Source organism: Bradyrhizobium algeriense (assembly GCF_036924595.1).
GTDB classification, from domain to species: Bacteria; Pseudomonadota; Alphaproteobacteria; order Rhizobiales; family Xanthobacteraceae; genus Bradyrhizobium; species Bradyrhizobium algeriense.
Genome location: NZ_JAZHRV010000001.1, coordinates 5,229,578 through 5,249,344 on the forward strand (window position 1 = coordinate 5,229,578; position 19,767 = coordinate 5,249,344).

Sequence of the window (19,767 nt, forward strand, 5' to 3'; positions counted from 1 at the left end):
GCCTGACGCCGTGGGCCTTTCCGAGCGGCCGCTAACCGCCTAGATTAGCCGATCCCTCGCCGGCGCGCGCCTCAACGCCAGGATTTTGCATGACGCTGCTTCTGACGCATACCGCCTGTCTCGACCATGTCACGCCCCCCGGGCATCCGGAACGTCCCGACCGGTTGCGCGCGGTGGCGGAGGTGCTGGGTGAAGAGCGCTTCAAGCCGCTCACGCGCAGCGAGGCGCCGGAAGGCAATCTCGATTCCGTCACGCTGTGTCACGGCGAGCATTATGTCGGCGAGCTCCGGCATATCGCCCCGCAGAGCGGCATGATCTATATCGACGGCGACACCTCGATGTCGCCGGGCACCTGGGAAGCTGTCATGCGCGGCGTCGGCGGCGCGGTGGCGGCGACGGATGCGGTGATGTCCGGCGCCCACCCGAATGCCTTCGTCGCGGTGCGGCCGCCCGGCCATCATGCCGAGGTCTCGAAGCCGATGGGCTTCTGCTTCTTCGACAATGTCGCCATCGCCGCCCGCCACGCCCAGCGCAAATACGGCATAGGCCGCGCGGCGATCGTCGATTTCGACGTCCATCACGGCAACGGCACGCAGGATATCTTCTGGCACGATCCGACTGTGATGTATTGCTCGACGCATCAGATGCCGCTGTTTCCGGGCACCGGCGCCAGCGGCGAGCGCGGCGAGCATGACACCATCGTCAATGCGCCGCTGGCTTCCGAAGACGGCAGCGCCAAGTTCCGCGCCGCGTTCGAAAACCTGATCCTGCCGCAATTGCAGAAGTTCGCGCCGGAATTGATCATCATCTCCGCCGGCTTCGACGCGCATCACCGCGATCCGCTGGCCTCGATCAACCTGAAGGCCGATGATTTCGGCTGGGTCACGCGCAAGCTGATGGACCAGGCCGAAGCAAGCGCAGGTGGCCGCCTTGTCTCGGTGCTGGAGGGCGGCTACGACCTGCAGGGGCTGAAAGAGTCGGTTGCGGCCCATGTCACCGCATTGATGGGGGCGTAAATCCCCGCCACAATAGGCGCGCAAAAACCTTTGTTTTGACGCGTTTTCTTCACGCGAACCGGTACCCACTTCGCTTGAAAACGCTATAGTTTTGATTCTGCGCTCTTAGGGGGCGCATTCGGGAACTTGATATGGCCGAAAATACCCAAATGGACGTCAAAAAACTCTCCTTCGAGCGCGCGATCGAGGAGCTCGAATCGATCGTGAAGCGGCTGGAGGACGGCAAGGTGCCGCTCGAGGAATCGGTCGCGATCTATGAGCGTGGCGAGGCGCTGAAGCGCCGCTGCGAAGAATTGCTGCGGCAGGCCGAGGCCCGCGTGGACAAGATCACCACCGATGCCAACGGCCAGGTCACCGGGACCGAGCCGCTCGACGTGCAGTGATCCCGGACGGCCGCAATATCGACCTCATCAGTCTCCGCCTGGCAGCCGATTTAGTAGCCGATTTAGTTCCTGGCGCCCTGCCCAGCCTGTTATAGTCGGCCACCACCCGGGGACAGTACGTGCGCGTCCAGCACCGCCATATCATCTATATTCAGGGCTACGATCCGCGCGGGCTGGCGCAATATTACCGCATGTTCCGGACCGAACTGCGCAAGTTCGGCCGGCTTTACCAGCTCCAGGCCACCATCAGCCGGCCCAAGGTCGCAGCCGACGACGAGATCGCGTCCTGGACCATCGATACCAAGGCGGAGGACTGGCAGACCCGCACGGCCTACGATTTCCTCCGGTTCGAGGATTTCATCCAGCAGGATCTGGCGTCGCCGATCTGGCGCACGGTGTTGAGCGCGGTGTGGATCTACTGGCGGCTGGTCTTCGCCGGCACCATCGCCCGCTTCGGCAAGGCGAACTGGCGTTTTGCGACCTTCATCACCTACCCGCATCTGCTGCTGCTGCTCGAAGCTGCGTGTGCCGCCGCCATCGCCTTCGTTTTCGAGAAGGGCCTGAACGCCATCGGCATTCCTGACGCGTTCAGTATCGCCATCGCAACCGCCATCTTCGTGGCGCTGCTCGGGACCGTGCTGAAATACACCGAGAACGCCACTTACGTGCTCTATCTGCTGTGCGACACGATCTGGACCTGGGAGTTCTCGCACCGCGAGCGCCCGGAATGGGACCAGCGCATCGACCGCTTCGCGCAGCATCTGGTCAAGACAGCCAAAAGCACTGACGCCGAAGAAATCGTCATCGTCGGCCATAGCTCCGGATCGTTCCTGTCGACGGAAATGCTGGCGCGCGCGCTGAAGCTCGACCCCGCGCTCGGCCGTCACGGTCCGCGGATCGTGCTGCTGACGCTCGGCGGCAACTTCCCGATCGTCGGCTATCACGCCGTGTCGAAAGAATTCCGCGACCATCTGCGGCAGCTCGCGATCGAGCCGTCGATCGACTGGATCGACTGTCAGGCCCGCAAGGACGTGATGAATTTCTACCAGTTCGATCCGATCACGAGCCACGGCATCGACGTCGGCGCCGCCAGGCGCAACCCGAAGATCGTGCCGGTCCGCTTCCGCGACATCATCCGGCCCGAGCACTACGAAAAATTTCGCTGGCAGTTCTTCCGCGTGCATTTCCAGTTCGTGATGGCCAACGAACTGCCCAACGCCTACGACTTCTTCATGATCGTCTGCGGACCGGTCCCGCTCAGCGCGCGCGTGGCCGTCCCCGACGCCGCGCTTGATGTGGCCACCGGCGATTCTGGCGTGCGCAACCGGGCCTGGAAAAGCATCGAAGCGGCCACGACGGCCGCAAGTGCCGCCGATTTGAGCAAATTGGAACCATCTGCCCGCCGCAGCGGTTGAAAAACCGAGTTTTTCCGGCCCGCGCCAGGGAACCGAATCGGCGCTGCGGGTTGGCTTTGGCGGCAGCTTTGGTGTAAAGGTTGCGGTTCTATGGGCTGGGGAGAGCGCCTGCCGGGCGACTTTCGACGGCAGCAAGCGCTTGAAATAGCTAAAGAAACTGAACCGGGAAGGGTTTCGAAGCTACTAACGTGATGCATATCACATGGTTTAGGCCGGAGTGCATCTAGGCTTTCAAATCAGGTACCGGCCTGCCGAGATGGCACCGGGGTCTGGAATTTCACGGCGCGGTTAACGCGCTTCCCGTCTCGCGTCGGGCCGTTTCGCCCTGACATGCAAAATTGGAATATCGCTGTGACCACATTTAGTAAAACGCCGCTTCTTGATACCATCCGCACGCCCGACGATCTTCGCAAGCTCAAGATCGAGCAGGTGCGTCAGGTCGCGGACGAACTCCGCCAGGAAACCATCGACGCCGTTTCGGTGACCGGTGGCCACTTCGGCGCCGGCCTCGGCGTCGTGGAACTCACCACCGCGATCCATTACATTTTCGACACGCCGCGCGACCGCCTGATCTGGGACGTCGGCCACCAGGCCTACCCGCACAAGATCCTGACCGGCCGCCGCGACCGCATCCGCACGCTGCGCACCGGCGGCGGCCTGTCCGGCTTCACCAAGCGCACCGAGAGCGATTACGATCCGTTCGGCGCCGCGCATTCCTCGACCTCGATCTCCGCCGGCCTCGGCATGGCGGTCGCCCGCGACCTATCCGGCGGCAAGAACAACGTTATCGCCGTGATTGGCGACGGCTCGATGTCGGCGGGCATGGCCTATGAAGCCATGAACAATGCGGGCGCGATGAACTCGCGCCTGATCGTCATCCTCAACGACAACGACATGTCGATTGCGCCTCCGGTCGGCGCGATGAGCGCCTATCTGTCCCGCCTCTACTCCGGCAAGACCTATCGCTCGCTGCGCGAGGCGGCCAAACAGATCAACAAGCGTCTGCCCAAGATCCTCGCCAACCGCGCCAACCGCGTCGAGGAATATTCCCGCGGCTTCATGATGGACGGCGGCACGCTATTCGAGGAACTCGGCTTCTATTACGTCGGCCCGATCGACGGCCACAATCTCGACCATCTGCTGCCCGTTCTGAAGAACGTCCGCGACATGGAAACCGGCCCGATCCTGGTTCATGTCGTCACGCAAAAGGGCAAGGGCTATGGTCCGGCGGAAGCTTCCGCCGACAAGTATCACGCCGTGGTCAAGTTCGACGTCGCCACCGGCGCCCAGGCCAAAGCAAAACCGAATGCGCCGGCCTACCAGAACGTGTTCGGCCAGAGCCTCGTCAAGGAAGCCGAGAAGGACGACAAGATCGTCGCCATCACCGCTGCGATGCCGTCCGGCACCGGCGTCGACATCTTCAACAAGGCCTTCCCCGACCGGACCTTCGACGTCGGCATTGCCGAGCAGCATGCGGTGACGTTTGCCGCCGGCCTCGCCACCGAAGGCTACAAGCCATTCTGCGCGATCTACTCGACCTTCCTGCAGCGCGGCTACGATCAGGTGGTCCACGACGTCGCGATCCAGAGCCTGCCGGTTCGTTTTGCGATCGACCGCGCCGGTCTCGTCGGCGCCGACGGCGCGACGCATGCAGGCTCCTTCGACTGCGCCTATCTCGGCTGCCTGCCGAATTTCGTCATCATGGCCGCATCCGATGAGGCGGAACTGGTGCACATGGTCGCGACGCAGGTTGCGATCAACGACCGCCCGAGCGCGGTGCGCTATCCGCGCGGCGAAGGCCGCGGCGTCGAAATGCCCGAGGTCGGCATCCCCCTCGAAATCGGCAAGGGCCGCATCGTCCGCCAGGGTAACAAGATCGCCCTGCTCTCGTTCGGCACCCGCATGGCCGAATGCGAAAAGGCCGCCGACGAACTCGCCGCCCACGGCCTCTCCACCACCATCGCCGACGCGCGCTTCATGAAGCCGCTCGACGTCGATCTGGTGCTGAAGCTGGCGCGCGACCACGAGGTGCTGCTCACCATCGAGGAAGGCTCGATCGGCGGCTTCGGTTCGCACGTGATGCAGACGCTGTCCGACAACGGCATGCTCGATGGGGGTTTGCGGATGCGCGCGATGATCCTGCCCGACGAATTCATCGACCACGACTCGCCGAACGCGATGTATGCCCATGCCGGACTCGACGCCAAGGGCATCGTCGCCAAGGTGTTCGATGCGCTCGGCAAGGACTACAAGACCGAGACGGTCAAGCTCGCCTGAGGCGGTAGCCCCTTCGGTTCTGACCTGGTCAGAACCGAAGGCCTTGCAGTATCGAAGGCCTCGCAGAACCGAATATCTGGCTCTTTCGCCGGTAATCCCATGAAGATCTATCTGGCAGGCCCCGATGTGTTCCTGCCGGACGCGATCGAGATCGGGCGCCGCAAGGCCGCGATCTGCGCCCGCCATGGCGTGCGCGGGCTCTATCCGCTCGACAATGCGGTCGATCTTTCGGCCGCTGATGCTTCGCTGGCGATATTTGAGGGTAACGAGGCCATGATGGACGCGGCGGACGCGATCATTGCCAACCTTACGCCGTTTCGCGGCCCCAGTGCCGACGCCGGCACCGTCTATGAACTCGGCTACATGGCCGGGCGCGGCAAGCTCTGTTTCGCCTACAGCAACGATCCCGCTGACTATGCCGAGCGGGTCGCGCGATCCTTTGCGGTCACGAAAGCCAGTGGCGGCCATCTGATCGACGATGACGGACTGACGGTGGAAGATTTTGGGCTGCCCGACAATCTCATGATGATCCACACGCTCGATCTGCATGGTGCTAGACTGGTGACACCGCGGCAGCGGCCTCTGGATATCTGGCACGATCTCACCTCGTTCGAGGCCTGCGTCGCACTCGCGGCGGATCGCGCCACCCGCAAATCGGACTGAGGCAAATCGGACTGACCTTGGCGAAGACGAGCAATAGTGAAACCTCCCCCCGCAAGCGCGTGGACGTGCTCCTGGTCGAGCGCGGCCTGTTCGAAAGCCGCGCGCGCGCCCGCGCCGCGATCGACGCCGGCGGCGTGACGGCCGACGGGCGGCCGGTGCTGAAAGCGTCGGAGATGATCGCCGCCAATGCCGAATTGTCCGCGCAGCCCGCGCACCCCTGGGTCTCGCGCGGCGGCGTCAAGCTCGCAGGCGCCCTGGAGCTGTATCCGATCGAGATCGAGGGCCATGTCTGCCTCGACGTCGGCGCCTCCACCGGCGGCTTCACCGAGGTGCTGCTGGCGAACGGCGCGAGCCTCGTCTTCGCCATCGATGTCGGGCGCGGCCAGTTGCATCCCTCGCTGCGCGATCACTCCAGGATCGTATCGATGGAAGAAACCGATATCCGCCAATTCGAGGGCAAGCGGCTGCCCGCGCGGCCCGATGTCGTCGTCATCGACGTCAGCTTCATTTCCCTGAAGGCGGTGCTGCCGGTGGCGCTGTCGCTCGCCGCCGCGCCGATGCATCTCCTGGCGCTGATCAAGCCGCAATTCGAGGCGGAGCGGAAACACTCCAAGCACGGCATCATCCGCAACGCGATGGTGCATCAGGAAATCTGCGACGACATCACGGAATTTGCCACTTTGCTCGGCTGCACCGATATCCAGGTGTTTCCGTCGCCGATCACCGGCGGCGACGGCAATATCGAATTCTTCATGGGCGCGCGCCGTGGCTGACAGCGAGCGCCTCGTGATCGACCATGTCGGCCATCACGGCGACGGCGTCGCGATCGCGGGCGGCGGCAACATCTATGTGCCGTACACGCTGGGCGGCGAAACGATCGAGGTCGGTGCGGTTCCCGGCCACCATCCCGACCGCCGGCGATTGCTCAATGTCGAGGCCGCAAGCGTGGAGCGGATCGCGCCGTTCTGTCCGCATTTCGGCGTCTGCGGCGGCTGCGCGATCCAGCATTGGGACGCCGAGCCCTATCGCGCCTGGAAGCGCGAACTCGTGGTGACGACGCTGGCGCAGGCGGGAATCGATTGCGACGTGGCACCTTTGGTCGATGCCCATGGCGCGGGCCGCCGGCGCATCACTTTGCACGGGCGGATGGGAACCCACGACGTGCTCAAGGTCGGCTATGCGGCGGCGGGTTCGCACGACATCATCCCGATCGACCGCTGCCCGATCCTCGACCCGCATCTGAACGGCGCGATCGAGGCGGCCTGGGCCATCGCCGAGCCGCTGATCTCGATGGGCAAGCCGCTCGACATCCAGATCACCGCGACCAATAGCGGGTTGGATGTCGATGTGCGCGGCTCCGGCCCGGTATCGTCAGCCATGATCGCGCGGCTGTCGCGCATCGCGGAACAGCATCGGCTGGCGCGGCTGACGCGCCACGGCGAACTGGTGCTGATGCGAACGCCGCCCGTGATGTCGATCGGCGCCGCGCAGGTGGCGCTGCCGCCCGGTTCGTTCCTGCAGGCTACGGTGGCGGGCGAGGAAACGCTGGCGGCGCTCGCCTCCGAGCATTGCAAGCGCGCCAAACATGTTGCCGACCTGTTCTGCGGCGTCGGCCCCTTCGCGCTGCGGCTCGCGGCGAAGTCGCGCATCGCCGCCTTCGACAGCGACGCCGGCGCGGTCGCGGCCTTGCAGAAGGCCGCGACGTCCACCTCGGGGCTGAAGCCGGTCAAGGCCGAGGCGCGTGATCTATTCCGCCGCCCGCTGATGCCGCAGGAATTGCGCGACTATGATGCGGTCGTGTTCGACCCGCCGCGGCAGGGCGCGCAGGCGCAGGCGACACAGCTCGCGGCCAGCAAGATTCCGACGGTGGTCGCGGTGTCCTGCAACGCAACGACGTTCGCACGCGACGCGAAGATTTTGATCGACGGCGGCTACAAGATCGACGGCGTCACCCCGGTCGACCAGTTCCGCCATACGCCGCATGTGGAATTGGTGGCAAGGTTCAGCAGATAAGCCCATGTCTTCACCCTCCCCTGGAGGGGGAGGGTCGGCTCGCATGGAGCGTAGCGAAATGCGGGGCGGGGTGGGGTGACAGTCCCTCCACGCGGCACTGTTGGATGTGGAGAGACCGTCACCCCGCCCCGCCGCTACGCGGCGACCCTCCCCCTCCAGGGGAGGGTAAGAACGATTACCTTCCCCACCTGTCCTGCCAGATCTTCTCGCCGATCATGCAGTTGACGCGCGGCTCCTTGCCGGCGGCCGGCACGACCGGGTGTTCAGGGGTGCGGCCCGCGATCTCGAGCAGCAGCTTGGTGCGGATCGCTTCCTTGAACTTGTCGCGGTCCTTGATCGTGACCACGAACGCGCCGGGGCCGCCGATGACGCAGTCCTCATAATAGAGATCGAGATTGTCGATATCCATCGTGGAATAAGACGGCTCCTTCACCATGATCGGCAGGCCGTTGATGACGATGCCCTTTTCCAACGCGGCATCGCGGGCGATGGTGACGGGCGCGCCGTTGTTGTTCGGGCCGTCGCCGGAAATATCGATCACCCGCCGCAGGCCCCGGTGCGGATTTTCGTCGAACAGCGGCATGGCGAAGTGGATCGCACCCGAGATCGAGGTACGCGACGCCCGGCGGATCGGGGTCTTGATGATTTCATTGGCGACGGCGTCCGCCGTCTCGGGCCCGTCGATCAGGCGCCACGGGATGATGATCTTCTGGTCGGTGGATGCCGCCCATTCGAAATAGGTGACCGAGATCCTGCCGTTCGGGCCGCTCTTCAGCGCCTGCAGGAACTCCTTGGAGACGATCGCCTGCGCGTAGCCCTCCCGCTGCAGCGCCAGTTCGTCCATGTCCATCGAATAGGAGACGTCGACGGCAAGCACGAGTTCGACGTCGACGGTCGGATTGGCTTCCTTGTCGGCCAGTTGACGGCTGGCGGCGTTCGGCTGCTGGCCCGGCCGGTTCGTCTGATACGGCGCGGCAAAACCAGCCACATCGCCGCCGGCGAGCACGCCCGCGACAAGCACGACCCCGATCGAGACATACCAGCGCATTTGCGGCCCTCCCGTCGAACGACAGTGATGGTGACATGCAAAACGGCCGACGCAAAGCGCTGAAATCATTTGTCCTTCACATTCGCTTTAGGAGCAGGCTTCGTGCAAGCCCGCTTGCTCGGCTGGTTCCGCGCAGCGATGCGCCTGTCCGGTATCCGGCTCCGAATGAACGATTAGCGCGCCCGGCGCGATGCGGCCGGCCAAGAAGGGCCGCATTGGCACGATCATGGTTACGCCCGCAAAACATCCTGCAAATGACAGCCCGTCGCCGTTGATGCGCACAGCCATTGTGTCGACCGGCCTGCTCGCCTTCGGCATGGTGATTGCGTTGTCGCTTCCAGCGCCTCGGTCCGGCACCACGCAGCCTAAAGCGGCCAGCCCTGATCGAGCTGAAACTCTCGGCCCCGTTTCAGGATCGGCCCGGAGCCTGTAAACTAATCGAGACGGCCGTCAGCCGCGGCGATCCGACCATGGCGCAGCGCCTGGCGAACTGCCGCGCCAACTGAGCGCGGCGGCCCGTTGGAATTTCGCTCGCTTGCCGGACTTGACTGGAAATGCCCGATACCACCGCCACGCCAAAAACCAAGGTCAAAACCAAGACCGAGCGGCCGCGCCTGCACAAGGTCATCCTTGTCAATGACGATTACACGCCGCGCGAATTCGTCGTCACGGTGCTGAAGGCCGAATTCCGCATGACCGAGGACCAGGCCCACAAGGTGATGATCACCGCGCACCGCCGCGGCGTCTGCGTGGTAGCCGTGTTCACCAAGGACGTCGCCGAAACCAAGGCGACCCGCGCCACCGATGCCGGCCGCGCCAAAGGCTACCCGCTGCTGTTCACGACCGAGCCGGAGGAATGATTCTTCCGTAACCCGGATGGAGCGCAGCGCAATCCGGGACACCTCAGGCCGCGGCGCGAATCCCGGATTGTGCTGCGCTCCATCCGGGCTACGGGATTCCTCAGGCCGCTGACGTCTCGTCGGCCAATCCGTAAACCCGCGCGGCCTTGGCGAAGCCGGCGACCGGAAACTCGCCGAGATCGCTCCAGCCTCCCCGGCAGATGCCGGCAAACCCTTCCGACGCCACGATGGTGCGCCTGGTCTGGCTCGCGATCTTTTCCAGCCGCGCCGCCAGATTCACCGCAGGTCCGATGCAGGTGAAGTCGAGCCGGTTGCCGCCGCCGATATTGCCGTAGAGAATCCGCCCGACATGCAGGGCGACGCCGAAGCGAAACCGTTCAACGGCGTCGCCGATCGGATACTGCATGTCAGCGACGCTGGTGCGCGACTCATGGGCGGCTTCCAGCACATTCGAGCAAACCTGCTTTTCGTCGCCGACATATTCGTCGATCGGAAACACCGCGAGCAGCCCGTCGCCCATATATTTCAGCACGTCGCCGCCATGCTTCTTGATCGCGGCGACCTGGCAATCGAAATACTGGTTCAGAATGTCGACGACGGTCTCGGCCGGCAGCCGGTCCGACAGCGCCGTGAATCCGCGCAGATCCGAGAGCCAGATCGCGGCATTCATCGTCTCGGTGTGGCCGCGCCTGATCTGTCCTCCCATGATCCGCTCGCCGGCGCCGTTGCCGACATAGGTGTCGAGCAGGCTCGCCGCCATGCGGTTCAAACTGAGGATCTCGACCACCCGTGCCAGCGGTTTCGCGAGGCTCCGCAGCGCCGCCAACTGTTCCTCAGTGAAACCGCCCGGCTGTTTGGTGGTCCAGCTCGACGCGTTCACCGTGCCGCCAATGAAGGGCAGCGGCAGCGCGACATAATCGGTGACGCCTTCGGCGCGCAGGTCCTCGATGATCGGAAAGCGCTTGCTGGCGGGATCGTCGACCCGGGCGCGAACCTCAAGCCCCTGCCGGAACACGATGATCAGCGGGCTGTTGTGAAAAACCGGAGACTCCAGGATGTTGTAGTCAACCGTGCCGATCTCGACCTCGGCACCCGGCTTCCAGATGAAATTTCGTCCATAGATTTCGGGATGCAGCGTTCGAACGAAGACGCCGACACGCCACAATGGCAGCCCCGCCGCGACCATCCGCTCGCAGCACTCGGCCATAAACCGGGTCGGGCTGGTCGCCGACCTTCCGCCGTCGATCAGCCAGTCGGTCAGTTCTCGCAGTCGTGATGCGTCCATGACGCCGGTATTTGCCGCGCAACTGCAGCGCGCGTCAAGCGCGCTCGCAACGACAGCCGGCGTGACCCGACGACGGAGCTGCGCTAGCTTTACGGTGCAAAAAAACAAGAGGAAACGTCAAAGTGTACGACATCATCATCGTCGGCGGCGGATCGGCGGGCTCGGTCATGGCCCACCGCCTCTCCGCAAGAAGCGCCAACAAGGTTCTGCTCTGCGAAGCAGGCCACGACACGCCGCCCGGCAACGAGCCGCCCGAGATCCGCGACAGCTATTCGGGGCTGGCGTATTTCGATCCGCGCTTCCACTGGACTGAACTGAAGGTCACGACCCAAATCGTCAGCCACAACAATCCCGATGAGAGCCGCCCGCCATTGCGCAAGTATGAGCAGGCGCGCGTGCTGGGTGGCGGATCCTCCATCAACGGCCAGATGGCCAACCGCGGCGCGCCGACCGATTACGCGGAATGGGAGGCCCGCGGCGCCACGGGCTGGAACTGGAACGACGTGCTGCCCTATTTCAAAAAGGTCGAGCGCGACCTCGATTTCGACGGGCGGCAAGGACGGCCGCATCCCCGTCCGCCGCATTCCGCAGCAGCATTGGACAGGGCATTCGCAGGCGATGGGCGAAGCCTGCAAGCTCGCCGGCTATGCGTTCCTGCCCGACCAGAACGGCGAGTTCACAGACGGTTATTTCCCGGTGACACACTCCAACCAGGACGAGCAACGCGTCTCGGCCGCGATGGGCTATCTCGATCGCGAGACACGCAAGCGCGCCAACCTGACGATCTCGACCAACACAGAGGTCAAGGAGCTGCTGTTCGAGGGCACGCAATGCGTCGGCGTGAAGGCGCTGGTCGATGGCCGCCAGCAGGAGTTCCGCGGCCGCGAGGTCATCCTCTCCTGCGGTGCGATCCATTCGCCGGCGCATCTGTTACGCGCCGGCATCGGGCCGGTCGGGCACCTGAAGGAGATGGGCATTCCGGTCGTGATGGGCCTCGCGGGCGTCGGCCAGGGCCTGATGGATCATCCCTCGATCGCGTTGTCATCCTTTGTCCGTCGTGGCGCGCGCATGAACGAGCACACCAGACGCCACATCCAGATGGGGCTGCGCTATTCCTCGGGACTTCCCGGCGTACCTGCCGGCGACATGTTCGTCGCCGTCCTCACGAAGTCGGCCTGGCATTCGGTCGGCGAGCAGATCGCCTCGCTGCTCACCTTCGTCAACAAGACCTATTCCGAGACTGGACAGGTGAAACTCGCCTCGCGCAACCCGCAGGCCGAGCCGATTGTCGAGTTCAACCTGCTGTCCGACAGGCGCGACCTCGACCGCCTGATGAGCGGCTTTCGCAAGATGGCGGCGCTGCAGATGAGCGCGCCGCTCAAGGCTGTCACCGACAAGCCATTCCCGGCCTCGTATTCCGACCGCGTGCGCAAGATTGGCGTGGTCAACACGAAGAACAAGATCCTCACCGCCATTGCCGCAACGCTGATGGACGGGCCGGCGGCGCTGCGCCACTACATGATCGACAATTTCATCGTCGAAGGTTTTACGTTCGAGCAGGTCATGCGCGACGACGAGGCGCTCGAAGCCTTCGTGCGCAAGGCGGCGATCGGCGTGTGGCACGCCTCCTGCTCATGCCGGATGGGTCGGGCGGACGATCCGATGGCGGTCGTCGATACGCAAGGCCGGGTCAAGGGCGTGCAGGGATTGCGCGTGGTCGACGCTTCGATCTTCCCGGTGGTGCCGTGCGCCAACACCAATTTCCCGGTCCTGATGGCGGCAGAAAAGATCGCAGACGCCATGCAGTGAGAGAGGCCGGCGCGGCCTACCTGCCGACCTGGCCGCGGTGGCGAAGGAAGTGATCGGCGAGCACGCAGGCCATCATCGCCTCGCCCACTGGCACAGCGCGGATGCCGACGCAGGGATCGTGGCGGCCCTTGGTCATGATGTCGATGTCGGCGCCCTTGCGGTCGACCGTCTGGCGCGGCGAGAGGATCGACGAGGTCGGCTTCACCGCAAAGCGCACCACCACCGGCTGGCCGGTCGAGATGCCGCCGAGCACGCCGCCGGCATTGTTCGACAAAAACCGCGTACCGTTATTGCCGGTGCGCATCTCGTCGGCGTTTTCCTCGCCCGACAATTCGGCAGCGCCAAAGCCTGCGCCGATCTCGACGCCCTTCACCGCGTTGATGCTCATCATCGCCGCCGCCAGTTCGCCGTCGAGCTTGGCATAGATCGGCGCGCCCCATCCGGCCGGCACGCCTTCGGCGACCACCTCGATGACGGCGCCGATCGAGGAACCGCTCTTGCGGATGCCGTCGAGATATGTCTCGAAGAACGCCGCACTGTTCTTGTCCGGGCAGAAGAACGGATTGCGCGCGATCTCGTCCCAGTCCCATTTGTCGCGGTCGATCTTGTGCGGGCCCATCTGCACCAGCGCGCCGCGCACCTTCACGTCGGGGAGAATTTTGCGCGCAATGGCGCCGGCGGCGACGCGCGTGGCGGTCTCGCGCGCCGACGACCGTCCGCCGCCGCGATAGTCGCGCAGGCCGTATTTGGCCTCATAGGTGAAGTCGGCGTGGCCGGGACGAAACTTGTCCTTGATCTCGGAGTAGTCCTTGGAGCGCTGATCGGTGTTCTCGATCAGCAGCGCGATCGGCGTTCCCGTCGTCACCTGCACGCCGGTCTCCGGATGGGCCATCACGCCGGACAGGATTTTGACCGCGTCCGGCTCCTGGCGCTGGGTGGTGAAGCGCGATTGGCCGGGACGGCGGCGGTCGAGATCGCGCTGGATGTCCTCGTTGGTCAGCGGGATCAGCGGCGGGCAGCCATCGACCACGCAGCCGATCGCGATCCCGTGGCTTTCGCCGAAGGTCGTGACCCGGAACAGATGGCCGAAGGTGTTGTGGGACATGGTGTGTCGTAACGCGCGCCGTTGGAGGGGTCAAATGCCCTCTCATCGTCATGGCCGGGCTTGTCCCGGCCATCCACGTCTTGCTTGGCGGCGCATTCGAAGGAAGACGTGGATGCCCGGGACAAGCCCGGGCATGACGGAGACTGGTTAACTATACTTCTTCAACCCGCCGTCCCTGAACACATAAACCGCCCCCTGCTCGATCAGGAGGTCGGCGGCGCTGGCCGGCGTTTCGATGCCCAGCGCCACCATCAGCGCCCGCGCCGTGCCGCCATGGGCCACGGCGACGGTATCGGTCGTCACGGAATCGTACCAGTCGCGCATCCGGTGCTGCACCTCGGCGTAGGTCTCGCCGCCTTCCGGCGCCATCGTCCACTTCGCGGTCAGCCGCTTGGCATAGAGCACAGGGTCGGCGGCCTGCATCTCGGCCAGCGTCGAGCCCTCCCAGACGCCGTAGCCGATCTCGCGCAGGCGATCGTCGAGCGCGTAGTCTTCCAGTGGAAGTTTCAGGGCACCGCGCACCAGCTCCATCGTCGCCCGCGCCCGGCCGAGCGGGCTTGCAACGAACGGCAGCGCGCACCTGTCGCGGCCATCGCGCAAGAGCAGCTCGGCGAGGACATTGCCGGCATGCGCCGCCTGCCTGCGGCCGAGATCGTTGAGCGGAATGTCCTGCGCGCCCTGCAGCCTGCCTTCCGCATTCCACGACGTCTCGCCATGGCGGATGTAATAGATCACGGGCGCGGGCATCGGACGATCAGGCTATTCCTTGCTCGGAAAAGGCGATGGCGAGCTTTGTTCTGGAGCCTGGAGGTACACCAGCACTCCCGCGCGGTCGAGCCCAAATCCGCGCTTCGGATTAACGCTGTTTCCGATGCGCCTCGATGGCTGGAATAGACACGTCAATTGGGTGTTATGTTGGGTAAGGCGTTCGCGCCTCGTAACTCTTGCAATCCGGTACCGATGAGCGCGTTTCGTCAAAGTGTCGAAGCCATGATTCCGGCGCTCCGTCGCTATGCACGTGCACTCGCGCGCGATGCCGACATCGCCGATGATCTGGTGCAGGACACGCTGGTGCGTGCGTTGCGTTCGGAACGGCTGTTTCTCGGCGGCGACGTCAGGAGCTGGCTCTATACGATCCTGACCAATTTGAACAAGAACCGGCGGCGGTCGCTGGCGCGGCGGCCGCAATTCATGCCGCTGCTCGACAACAACCCCGACGCCAGCGGCACCGAGGCGGAGGGCCGCGATATCGCCCGCGCGCTGGCAACGCTGGTGGAAGAACAGCGCTCGGTGCTGCTCCTGGTGATGCTGGAAGGACTGAGCTACCGCGAGGTCGCCGAGATCCAGGGCGTGCCGATCGGCACCGTAATGTCCCGGCTTGCACGCGCACGCGCGCATGTCAAAGCTTCGCTCGAGGGCGAGCGTGCGGCGCTGCGGCGGGTGAAGTGATGAAAACGTGACGTACAGGCGGATCAGAGAATAGACGCAGGATCAGGAAGAGACAGAGACGACGACAATGACCGATCGCAACATTCCCGTCACCGAAGACGAGCTGCATGCTTACGTCGACAACGAGCTGCCGGCGGAACGGAGCGGTGACGTCGAGACGTGGCTCGCCTCGCATCCCGACGATGCCGCGCGGGTGCAGTCGTGGCGCGCGATGGCGGACGCGCTGCACACCAGGTACGATTCGGTTGTCGATGAAGCCGTGCCGAAGCGGCTCGAAATCGAGCGGCTGGTGCAACAGCCGCGCAAATTGGTCTACGGCGCGATCGCGGCCACGCTGGCGGCGTTCATCGTCGGCGGCAGCGTCGGCTGGCTCGCGCGCGGCGCGACGGCGGCACCCTCCGCTTTCCAAAATCTGACGGTGCACGCGATCGAAGCGCACCGGCTTTACGTGGTGGAGGTGCGGCATCCCGTCGAGGTGCCGGGCAACGAACGCAACCATCTGCAGCAATGGCTGACCAAGCGCTGCGGCTGGGTCGTCCGCGCGCCAGAACTGACGAATGCCGGATTGAAGCTGGTCGGCGGTCGGCTGCTGCCGGGCTCCGGGGGTCCGGCGTCCTTCATGATGTACGAAAGCGCCTCGGGCGAACGTTTTACGATCTACACCGCGAAATCGAACGCCGAGGCGACGCAGATGCGATACGCGGCGGAAGGCAAGGAAAGCACGCTGTTTTGGGCCGATGACGGCGTCATCTATGCCGTGGTGTCCACCGGCGTCGACCGGGGGCGACTGACCCAGGTCGCCCAGGCCATCTACGACCAGATGGAGAAGAAGGGCTAACCCGGGTGAAGCTCAGCGAAACCTGGGATCAGTGCGAGCGGATGGCGTGTTCCCGGATTGCGCGGAGCCTGTCATCGCGCGCGCATTCGCGCGACCCGTTGGCTCCGCTACCGCCAAGAAAAGCGGCGGATAAGCAACACCGCACCGCTTGTCCAAATTCTGACATCGAAAATCTGGAATCAAACCACCAGCGCGTCTCATTAATGCACCGGGTGATCACGCGAAAATGAGCAGCGTTCGATCCGCCGATCGGCGCAAGCGGCCTCGATCGGGGTTTGGTACCGCGCTGGTCCCCCTTTCGAGGCCGCCCCTTTTTCCAAGAAACCATTTGTTTTCAAGGAAATAGACTGATTCGTCGGGAAAAATTCCTGCCAGGCCCCGTACTGTTCGACACGCGTTTTCGTGGCGCGAATCGCGGCCGAATCACTCGACTCAGCCGAAATCACTGCGCGGATTATAAGGGTGGCCGTCGCGCCACTTTTCCATCAATGCCTCAAGCTCGGCATCGTTCCCGTCGGGCAGAATAATTCGGGTGGTGACGAACAGGTCCCCGGTTCCCCCCGCCTTGGGCAAACCCTTGCCCTTGAGGCGGAAAATGCGGCCGCTGGAGGTGTTTTTCGGAATCGACAGTTCCACCGCGCTGCCGAGCGTCGGCACCCGGACCTTGCCGCCCAGCACCGCCTCATAGAGCGTAATGGGCAGATCCAGCCGCAAATCGCTGCCCTCGACCTTGAAAAAGGGATGCGGTGCGATGCTGACCGTAATCAGCAGATCGCCCGGCGGGTGGCCCGGCGCGGTTTCGCCCTGCCCCTTCAGCCGGATCTGCTGGCCGGCGATGACGCCTGCCGGAATCCTGACGTTGAGCTCCTTGCCGGTCGGCAGGCGAACGCGCTTTTCCCCGCCCCTGACCGACTCTTCCAGCGACACCGTCATGGCGACGTTCAGATCGAGATCGAGACCGATCCCGCCGGTGTCGAATTCAAAGGTCCGGCCGCCGCCCGGACGTCCACCCCTGGCCGCGCCGCCGAACATGCTGTTGAGGATATCCTCAAAGCCCGCCCCGCCCGCGCCGCCGGGACCGCCACCGGTGCGGAAGCTGTAGGACTCGAAGCCACCAGCTCCACCGGCGCGGCCGCGCGGGTCGCCGCCGGGAAAACCGCTGCCAGAAAAGCCTTGGAAACGTGGCTTGCCCTCGGCGTCGATCTCACCGCGGTCGAACTGCTTGCGCTTATCCTCGTCGCCGATGATCTCGTTGGCGGAATTGATCTCGGAAAAGCGCGCAGCCGCCTTCGGATCGTTCTTGTTGTTATCCGGGTGATGCTTCTTGGCGAGCTTGCGATAGGCACTCTTGATCGCCGCAGCGCTGGCGCCCCGCGGCACCCCCAAGACCTCATAGGGGTCGCGCATCCGTCAGGTCTCCTTCACGGGAATTCGGTTTGTTGAAGCTTAGGACAATTCGCCCGCTTTGGCTTCATCTGGGGATCCAGTTGCATTTTTGCAACTAGCCTGACGGCTTTGCTTGAAAAAGTCTTGGCTGGAAAAAGGCTTGGCTCGAAAACCTTTCAGGCCTTATCCCCTCGTCCAGGGCTTGATGGTGTGGATCTCCCATCGGCCACGGCCGGCTTTGCAGGCAGCGCCCTGCAGCCAGCTTTCCGCACGGCCGTTGACGTAGCTCGCCAGGAAATCCCGGCAGGTGCGCCCGTCTTCGGCGGAATAGGCCTGCGACAGCGGCGTCACCGAGCCGCGCGCGCCGGTTTCCGGATTTTCCCAAGGCTGGCTGGAATCCTTGTCGCCCTTGGTCAGCACGTCGGAGGCGGCGGTGCGTGCAAAGGCAAGGTCGCTCTCGGTCGGCGCCGGCGCCGTGCCCGGTTGCTTGCTCAGCGAACCCGTGACGTCGGCGGCGTTCATCCTGGCATAGGCGTCCGGGCGCGACAGGCTGCAGCCGCCCGAGCCGAGACCGATCAAAATCAAGGTCATCACTGCGCCGCTCGGCCCGATCGCCGATAGGCCAACGCGTCCCCATGCCCTATATAGAGCGAGCCCGTATCGGGGCTGCAACGCGCTCTGGGACGCGAATGGACGCAACTGGGACTCCTGCCATGACGGACACGACCTCCATCAAACACCCGGCACCGTTAACATCGGGTGATTTTACCGCGGCCGAGGAACCGTTTGCGCTGTTCGCCGAATGGTTTGCGGAAGCCGTGAAGTCCGAACCGAACGATCCCAACGCGATGGCGCTGGCGACCGTCGACAGCGACGGGCTGCCCGACGTCCGGATGGTGCTGATGAAGGGCTATGATGCGGATGGTTTCGTGTTCTACAGCCACATCGCCAGCCAGAAGGGCCGCGAACTCGCCGCAAATCCTAAGGCGGCTTTACTATTTCACTGGAAGTCGCTGCGCCGTCAGGTCCGCATCCGCGGCAACGTGTCGCCGGTGACATCAGAGGAAGCCGACGCCTATTTCGCCACGCGCCCGAAGCAGGCGCAGATCGGCGCCTGGGCCAGCAAGCAGTCGCAGCCGCTGGAGAGCCGCTTTGCCTTCGAGCAGGCGATCGCCAAGGTCGCCGCCAAATACGTCATCAGCGAAGTCCCGCGCCCGCAGGGGTGGAGCGGCTGGCGCATTCACCCCACACGTATCGAATTCTGGCATGACCGCCCGTTCCGCCTGCACGACCGCATCGAATTCCGCCGCGATGCGCCGGCACAAGCCTGGAGCAAGGTGCGGCTCTATCCCTGATGCCACGAGCCTAGACGCTGTTCAAAGCTGAAAGACCTACATGCCCTCTTCATCCAACGCGCCGCGGCGCACGCTACTCTTGACCGGCGCCAGCCGCGGCATCGGCCATGCCACCGCGATCCGGTTCTCCTCGGCCGGCTGGCGCGTCATCACCTGCTCGCGGCACGCCTTTCCGGAAATCTGCCCGTGGGGCGCAGGCCCGGAGGACCACATCGAGGTCGACCTCGCCGACCACGCCGACACCACGCGCGCGATCTCCGAGATCCGCAGGCGGCTGGAGAACGACGAGCTGCATGCGCTGGTCAACAACGCCGCGATCTCGCCGAAGGGCCCGGGCGGCGGCCGGCTCGGCACCATGGACACCGACATCGACACCTGGAGTCATGTTTTTCGCGTCAACTTCTTCGCGCCGATCATGATGGCGCGCGGGCTGATCGAGGAGTTGAAGCACGCCAAGGGCGCGGTGGTGAACGTCACCTCGATCGCGGGCTCGCGCGTGCACCCGTTCGCCGGCGTCGCCTATGCGACCTCGAAGGCGGCGCTGGCTTCACTGACACGGGAAATGGCGTCCGATTTCGGCCGCGTCGGCGTCCGCGTCAACTCGATCGCGCCGGGCGAGATCGACACCTCGATCCTGTCGCCGGGCACCGAGAAGATCGTCGAGCAGCAGATTCCGATGCACCGGCTCGGCACGCCGGACGAAGTCGCGAAGATCATCTATGTGCTGTGCACGGAAACCAGTTCGTATGTGAACGGCGCCGAGATCCACATCAACGGCGGCCAGCACGTCTAGCGCAGGATGTGATCACAGGTCGCGTAGGGTGGGCAAAGCGAAGCGTGCCCACCATTTCTTTCAGCGCAGGAT

Annotated in this window: 18 protein-coding genes and 1 pseudogene; 13 read left to right on the forward strand and 6 right to left on the reverse strand. The window is 64.3% G+C overall.

Annotated features, from left to right (window positions below; genetic code table 11):
• Positions 1–89: 89 nt before the first annotated feature.
• The 7 genes from V1286_RS25280 to V1286_RS25310 all read left to right on the forward strand — a co-directional run bounded on the left by V1286_RS25280 (position 90) and on the right by V1286_RS25310 (position 7,767).
• Complete coding sequence (locus V1286_RS25280; RefSeq protein WP_334484053.1) at positions 90–1,016, forward strand: histone deacetylase family protein; 927 nt, start codon at positions 90–92, stop codon at positions 1,014–1,016.
• 131 nt (positions 1,017–1,147) lie between these two features.
• Positions 1,148–1,399: an exodeoxyribonuclease VII small subunit gene (locus V1286_RS25285; protein WP_108518728.1), complete on the forward strand. Its 252-nt coding sequence runs from the start codon at positions 1,148–1,150 to the stop codon at positions 1,397–1,399.
• Positions 1,400–1,518: 119 nt separating this feature from the next.
• Positions 1,519–2,814: a hypothetical protein gene (locus V1286_RS25290; protein WP_334484056.1), complete on the forward strand. Its 1,296-nt coding sequence runs from the start codon at positions 1,519–1,521 to the stop codon at positions 2,812–2,814.
• A gap of 330 nt (positions 2,815–3,144) precedes the next feature.
• Positions 3,145–5,091 (forward strand): 1-deoxy-D-xylulose-5-phosphate synthase, encoded by a 1,947-nt coding sequence (gene dxs, locus V1286_RS25295; protein WP_334484059.1) that lies wholly within the window; start codon positions 3,145–3,147, stop codon positions 5,089–5,091.
• 99 nt (positions 5,092–5,190) lie between these two features.
• Complete coding sequence (locus tag V1286_RS25300) at positions 5,191–5,754, forward strand: nucleoside 2-deoxyribosyltransferase (RefSeq protein WP_334484061.1); 564 nt, start codon at positions 5,191–5,193, stop codon at positions 5,752–5,754.
• A 17-nt stretch (positions 5,755–5,771) separates the two neighbouring features.
• A complete protein-coding gene (locus tag V1286_RS25305) occupies positions 5,772–6,527 on the forward strand; it encodes a TlyA family RNA methyltransferase (protein WP_334484064.1) in 756 nt (251 codons plus the stop codon).
• Positions 6,520–7,767 (forward strand): class I SAM-dependent RNA methyltransferase, encoded by a 1,248-nt coding sequence (locus tag V1286_RS25310; RefSeq protein WP_334484067.1) that lies wholly within the window; start codon positions 6,520–6,522, stop codon positions 7,765–7,767. Before V1286_RS25305 ends, V1286_RS25310 begins: the two co-directional genes overlap by 8 nt.
• 175 nt (positions 7,768–7,942) lie before the next feature.
• Here V1286_RS25310 and V1286_RS25315 read toward each other — a convergent pair whose 3' ends face one another.
• Complete coding sequence (locus V1286_RS25315; protein ID WP_334484069.1) at positions 7,943–8,815, reverse strand: DUF1194 domain-containing protein; 873 nt, start codon at positions 8,813–8,815, stop codon at positions 7,943–7,945.
• Between the two features lie 554 nt (positions 8,816–9,369).
• Here V1286_RS25315 and clpS point away from each other — a divergent pair.
• Entirely contained in the window at positions 9,370–9,675 is a 306-nt protein-coding gene (clpS, locus tag V1286_RS25320) for an ATP-dependent Clp protease adapter ClpS (RefSeq protein WP_108518712.1), read from the forward strand.
• Positions 9,676–9,775: 100 nt separating this feature from the next.
• On the opposite strand, the gene V1286_RS25325 is transcribed toward clpS, so the two are convergent.
• A complete protein-coding gene (locus V1286_RS25325) occupies positions 9,776–10,960 on the reverse strand; it encodes an adenylate/guanylate cyclase domain-containing protein (RefSeq protein WP_334484073.1) in 1,185 nt (394 codons plus the stop codon).
• 122 nt (positions 10,961–11,082) lie between these two features.
• Between V1286_RS25325 and V1286_RS25330 the strand changes: the two are divergent.
• Positions 11,083–12,769, forward strand: a pseudogene (locus V1286_RS25330) (GMC family oxidoreductase).
• A 16-nt stretch (positions 12,770–12,785) separates the two neighbouring features.
• Here V1286_RS25330 and aroC read toward each other — a convergent pair.
• Together aroC and V1286_RS25340 are read right to left on the reverse strand one after the other, a co-directional pair.
• Positions 12,786–13,874, reverse strand: a complete 1,089-nt coding sequence (gene aroC, locus V1286_RS25335) for a chorismate synthase (protein ID WP_334484076.1) — start codon at positions 13,872–13,874, stop codon at positions 12,786–12,788.
• Positions 13,875–14,021: 147 nt separating this feature from the next.
• Positions 14,022–14,621, reverse strand: a complete 600-nt coding sequence (locus V1286_RS25340; protein ID WP_334484079.1) for a histidine phosphatase family protein — start codon at positions 14,619–14,621, stop codon at positions 14,022–14,024.
• 213 nt (positions 14,622–14,834) lie between these two features.
• Between V1286_RS25340 and V1286_RS25345 the strand changes: the two genes are divergently transcribed.
• Complete coding sequence (locus V1286_RS25345) at positions 14,835–15,323, forward strand: RNA polymerase sigma factor (protein ID WP_057855117.1); 489 nt, start codon at positions 14,835–14,837, stop codon at positions 15,321–15,323.
• A gap of 67 nt (positions 15,324–15,390) precedes the next feature.
• On the forward strand, positions 15,391–16,161 hold the full coding sequence (locus V1286_RS25350) for an anti-sigma factor family protein (RefSeq protein WP_334484084.1): 771 nt from the start codon (positions 15,391–15,393) through the stop codon (positions 16,159–16,161).
• Between the two features lie 432 nt (positions 16,162–16,593).
• On the opposite strand, the gene V1286_RS25355 is transcribed toward V1286_RS25350, so the two are convergent.
• Positions 16,594–17,568 carry a DnaJ C-terminal domain-containing protein gene (locus tag V1286_RS25355; RefSeq protein ID WP_334484085.1) on the reverse strand — a complete coding sequence of 325 codons (975 nt, stop codon included), beginning with the start codon at positions 17,566–17,568 and terminating at the stop codon, positions 16,594–16,596.
• A gap of 162 nt (positions 17,569–17,730) precedes the next feature.
• Positions 17,731–18,138 carry an RT0821/Lpp0805 family surface protein gene (locus V1286_RS25360; RefSeq protein WP_334484088.1) on the reverse strand — a complete coding sequence of 136 codons (408 nt, stop codon included), beginning with the start codon at positions 18,136–18,138 and terminating at the stop codon, positions 17,731–17,733.
• 122 nt (positions 18,139–18,260) lie between these two features.
• Between V1286_RS25360 and pdxH the strand changes: the two genes are divergently transcribed.
• Both pdxH and V1286_RS25370 read left to right on the forward strand, forming a co-directional pair.
• Positions 18,261–18,902 carry a pyridoxamine 5'-phosphate oxidase gene (gene pdxH, locus V1286_RS25365; RefSeq protein WP_334484091.1) on the forward strand — a complete coding sequence of 214 codons (642 nt, stop codon included), beginning with the start codon at positions 18,261–18,263 and terminating at the stop codon, positions 18,900–18,902.
• A gap of 40 nt (positions 18,903–18,942) precedes the next feature.
• Positions 18,943–19,695 (forward strand): SDR family NAD(P)-dependent oxidoreductase, encoded by a 753-nt coding sequence (locus V1286_RS25370; protein ID WP_334484092.1) that lies wholly within the window; start codon positions 18,943–18,945, stop codon positions 19,693–19,695.
• Positions 19,696–19,767: the final 72 nt, after the last annotated feature.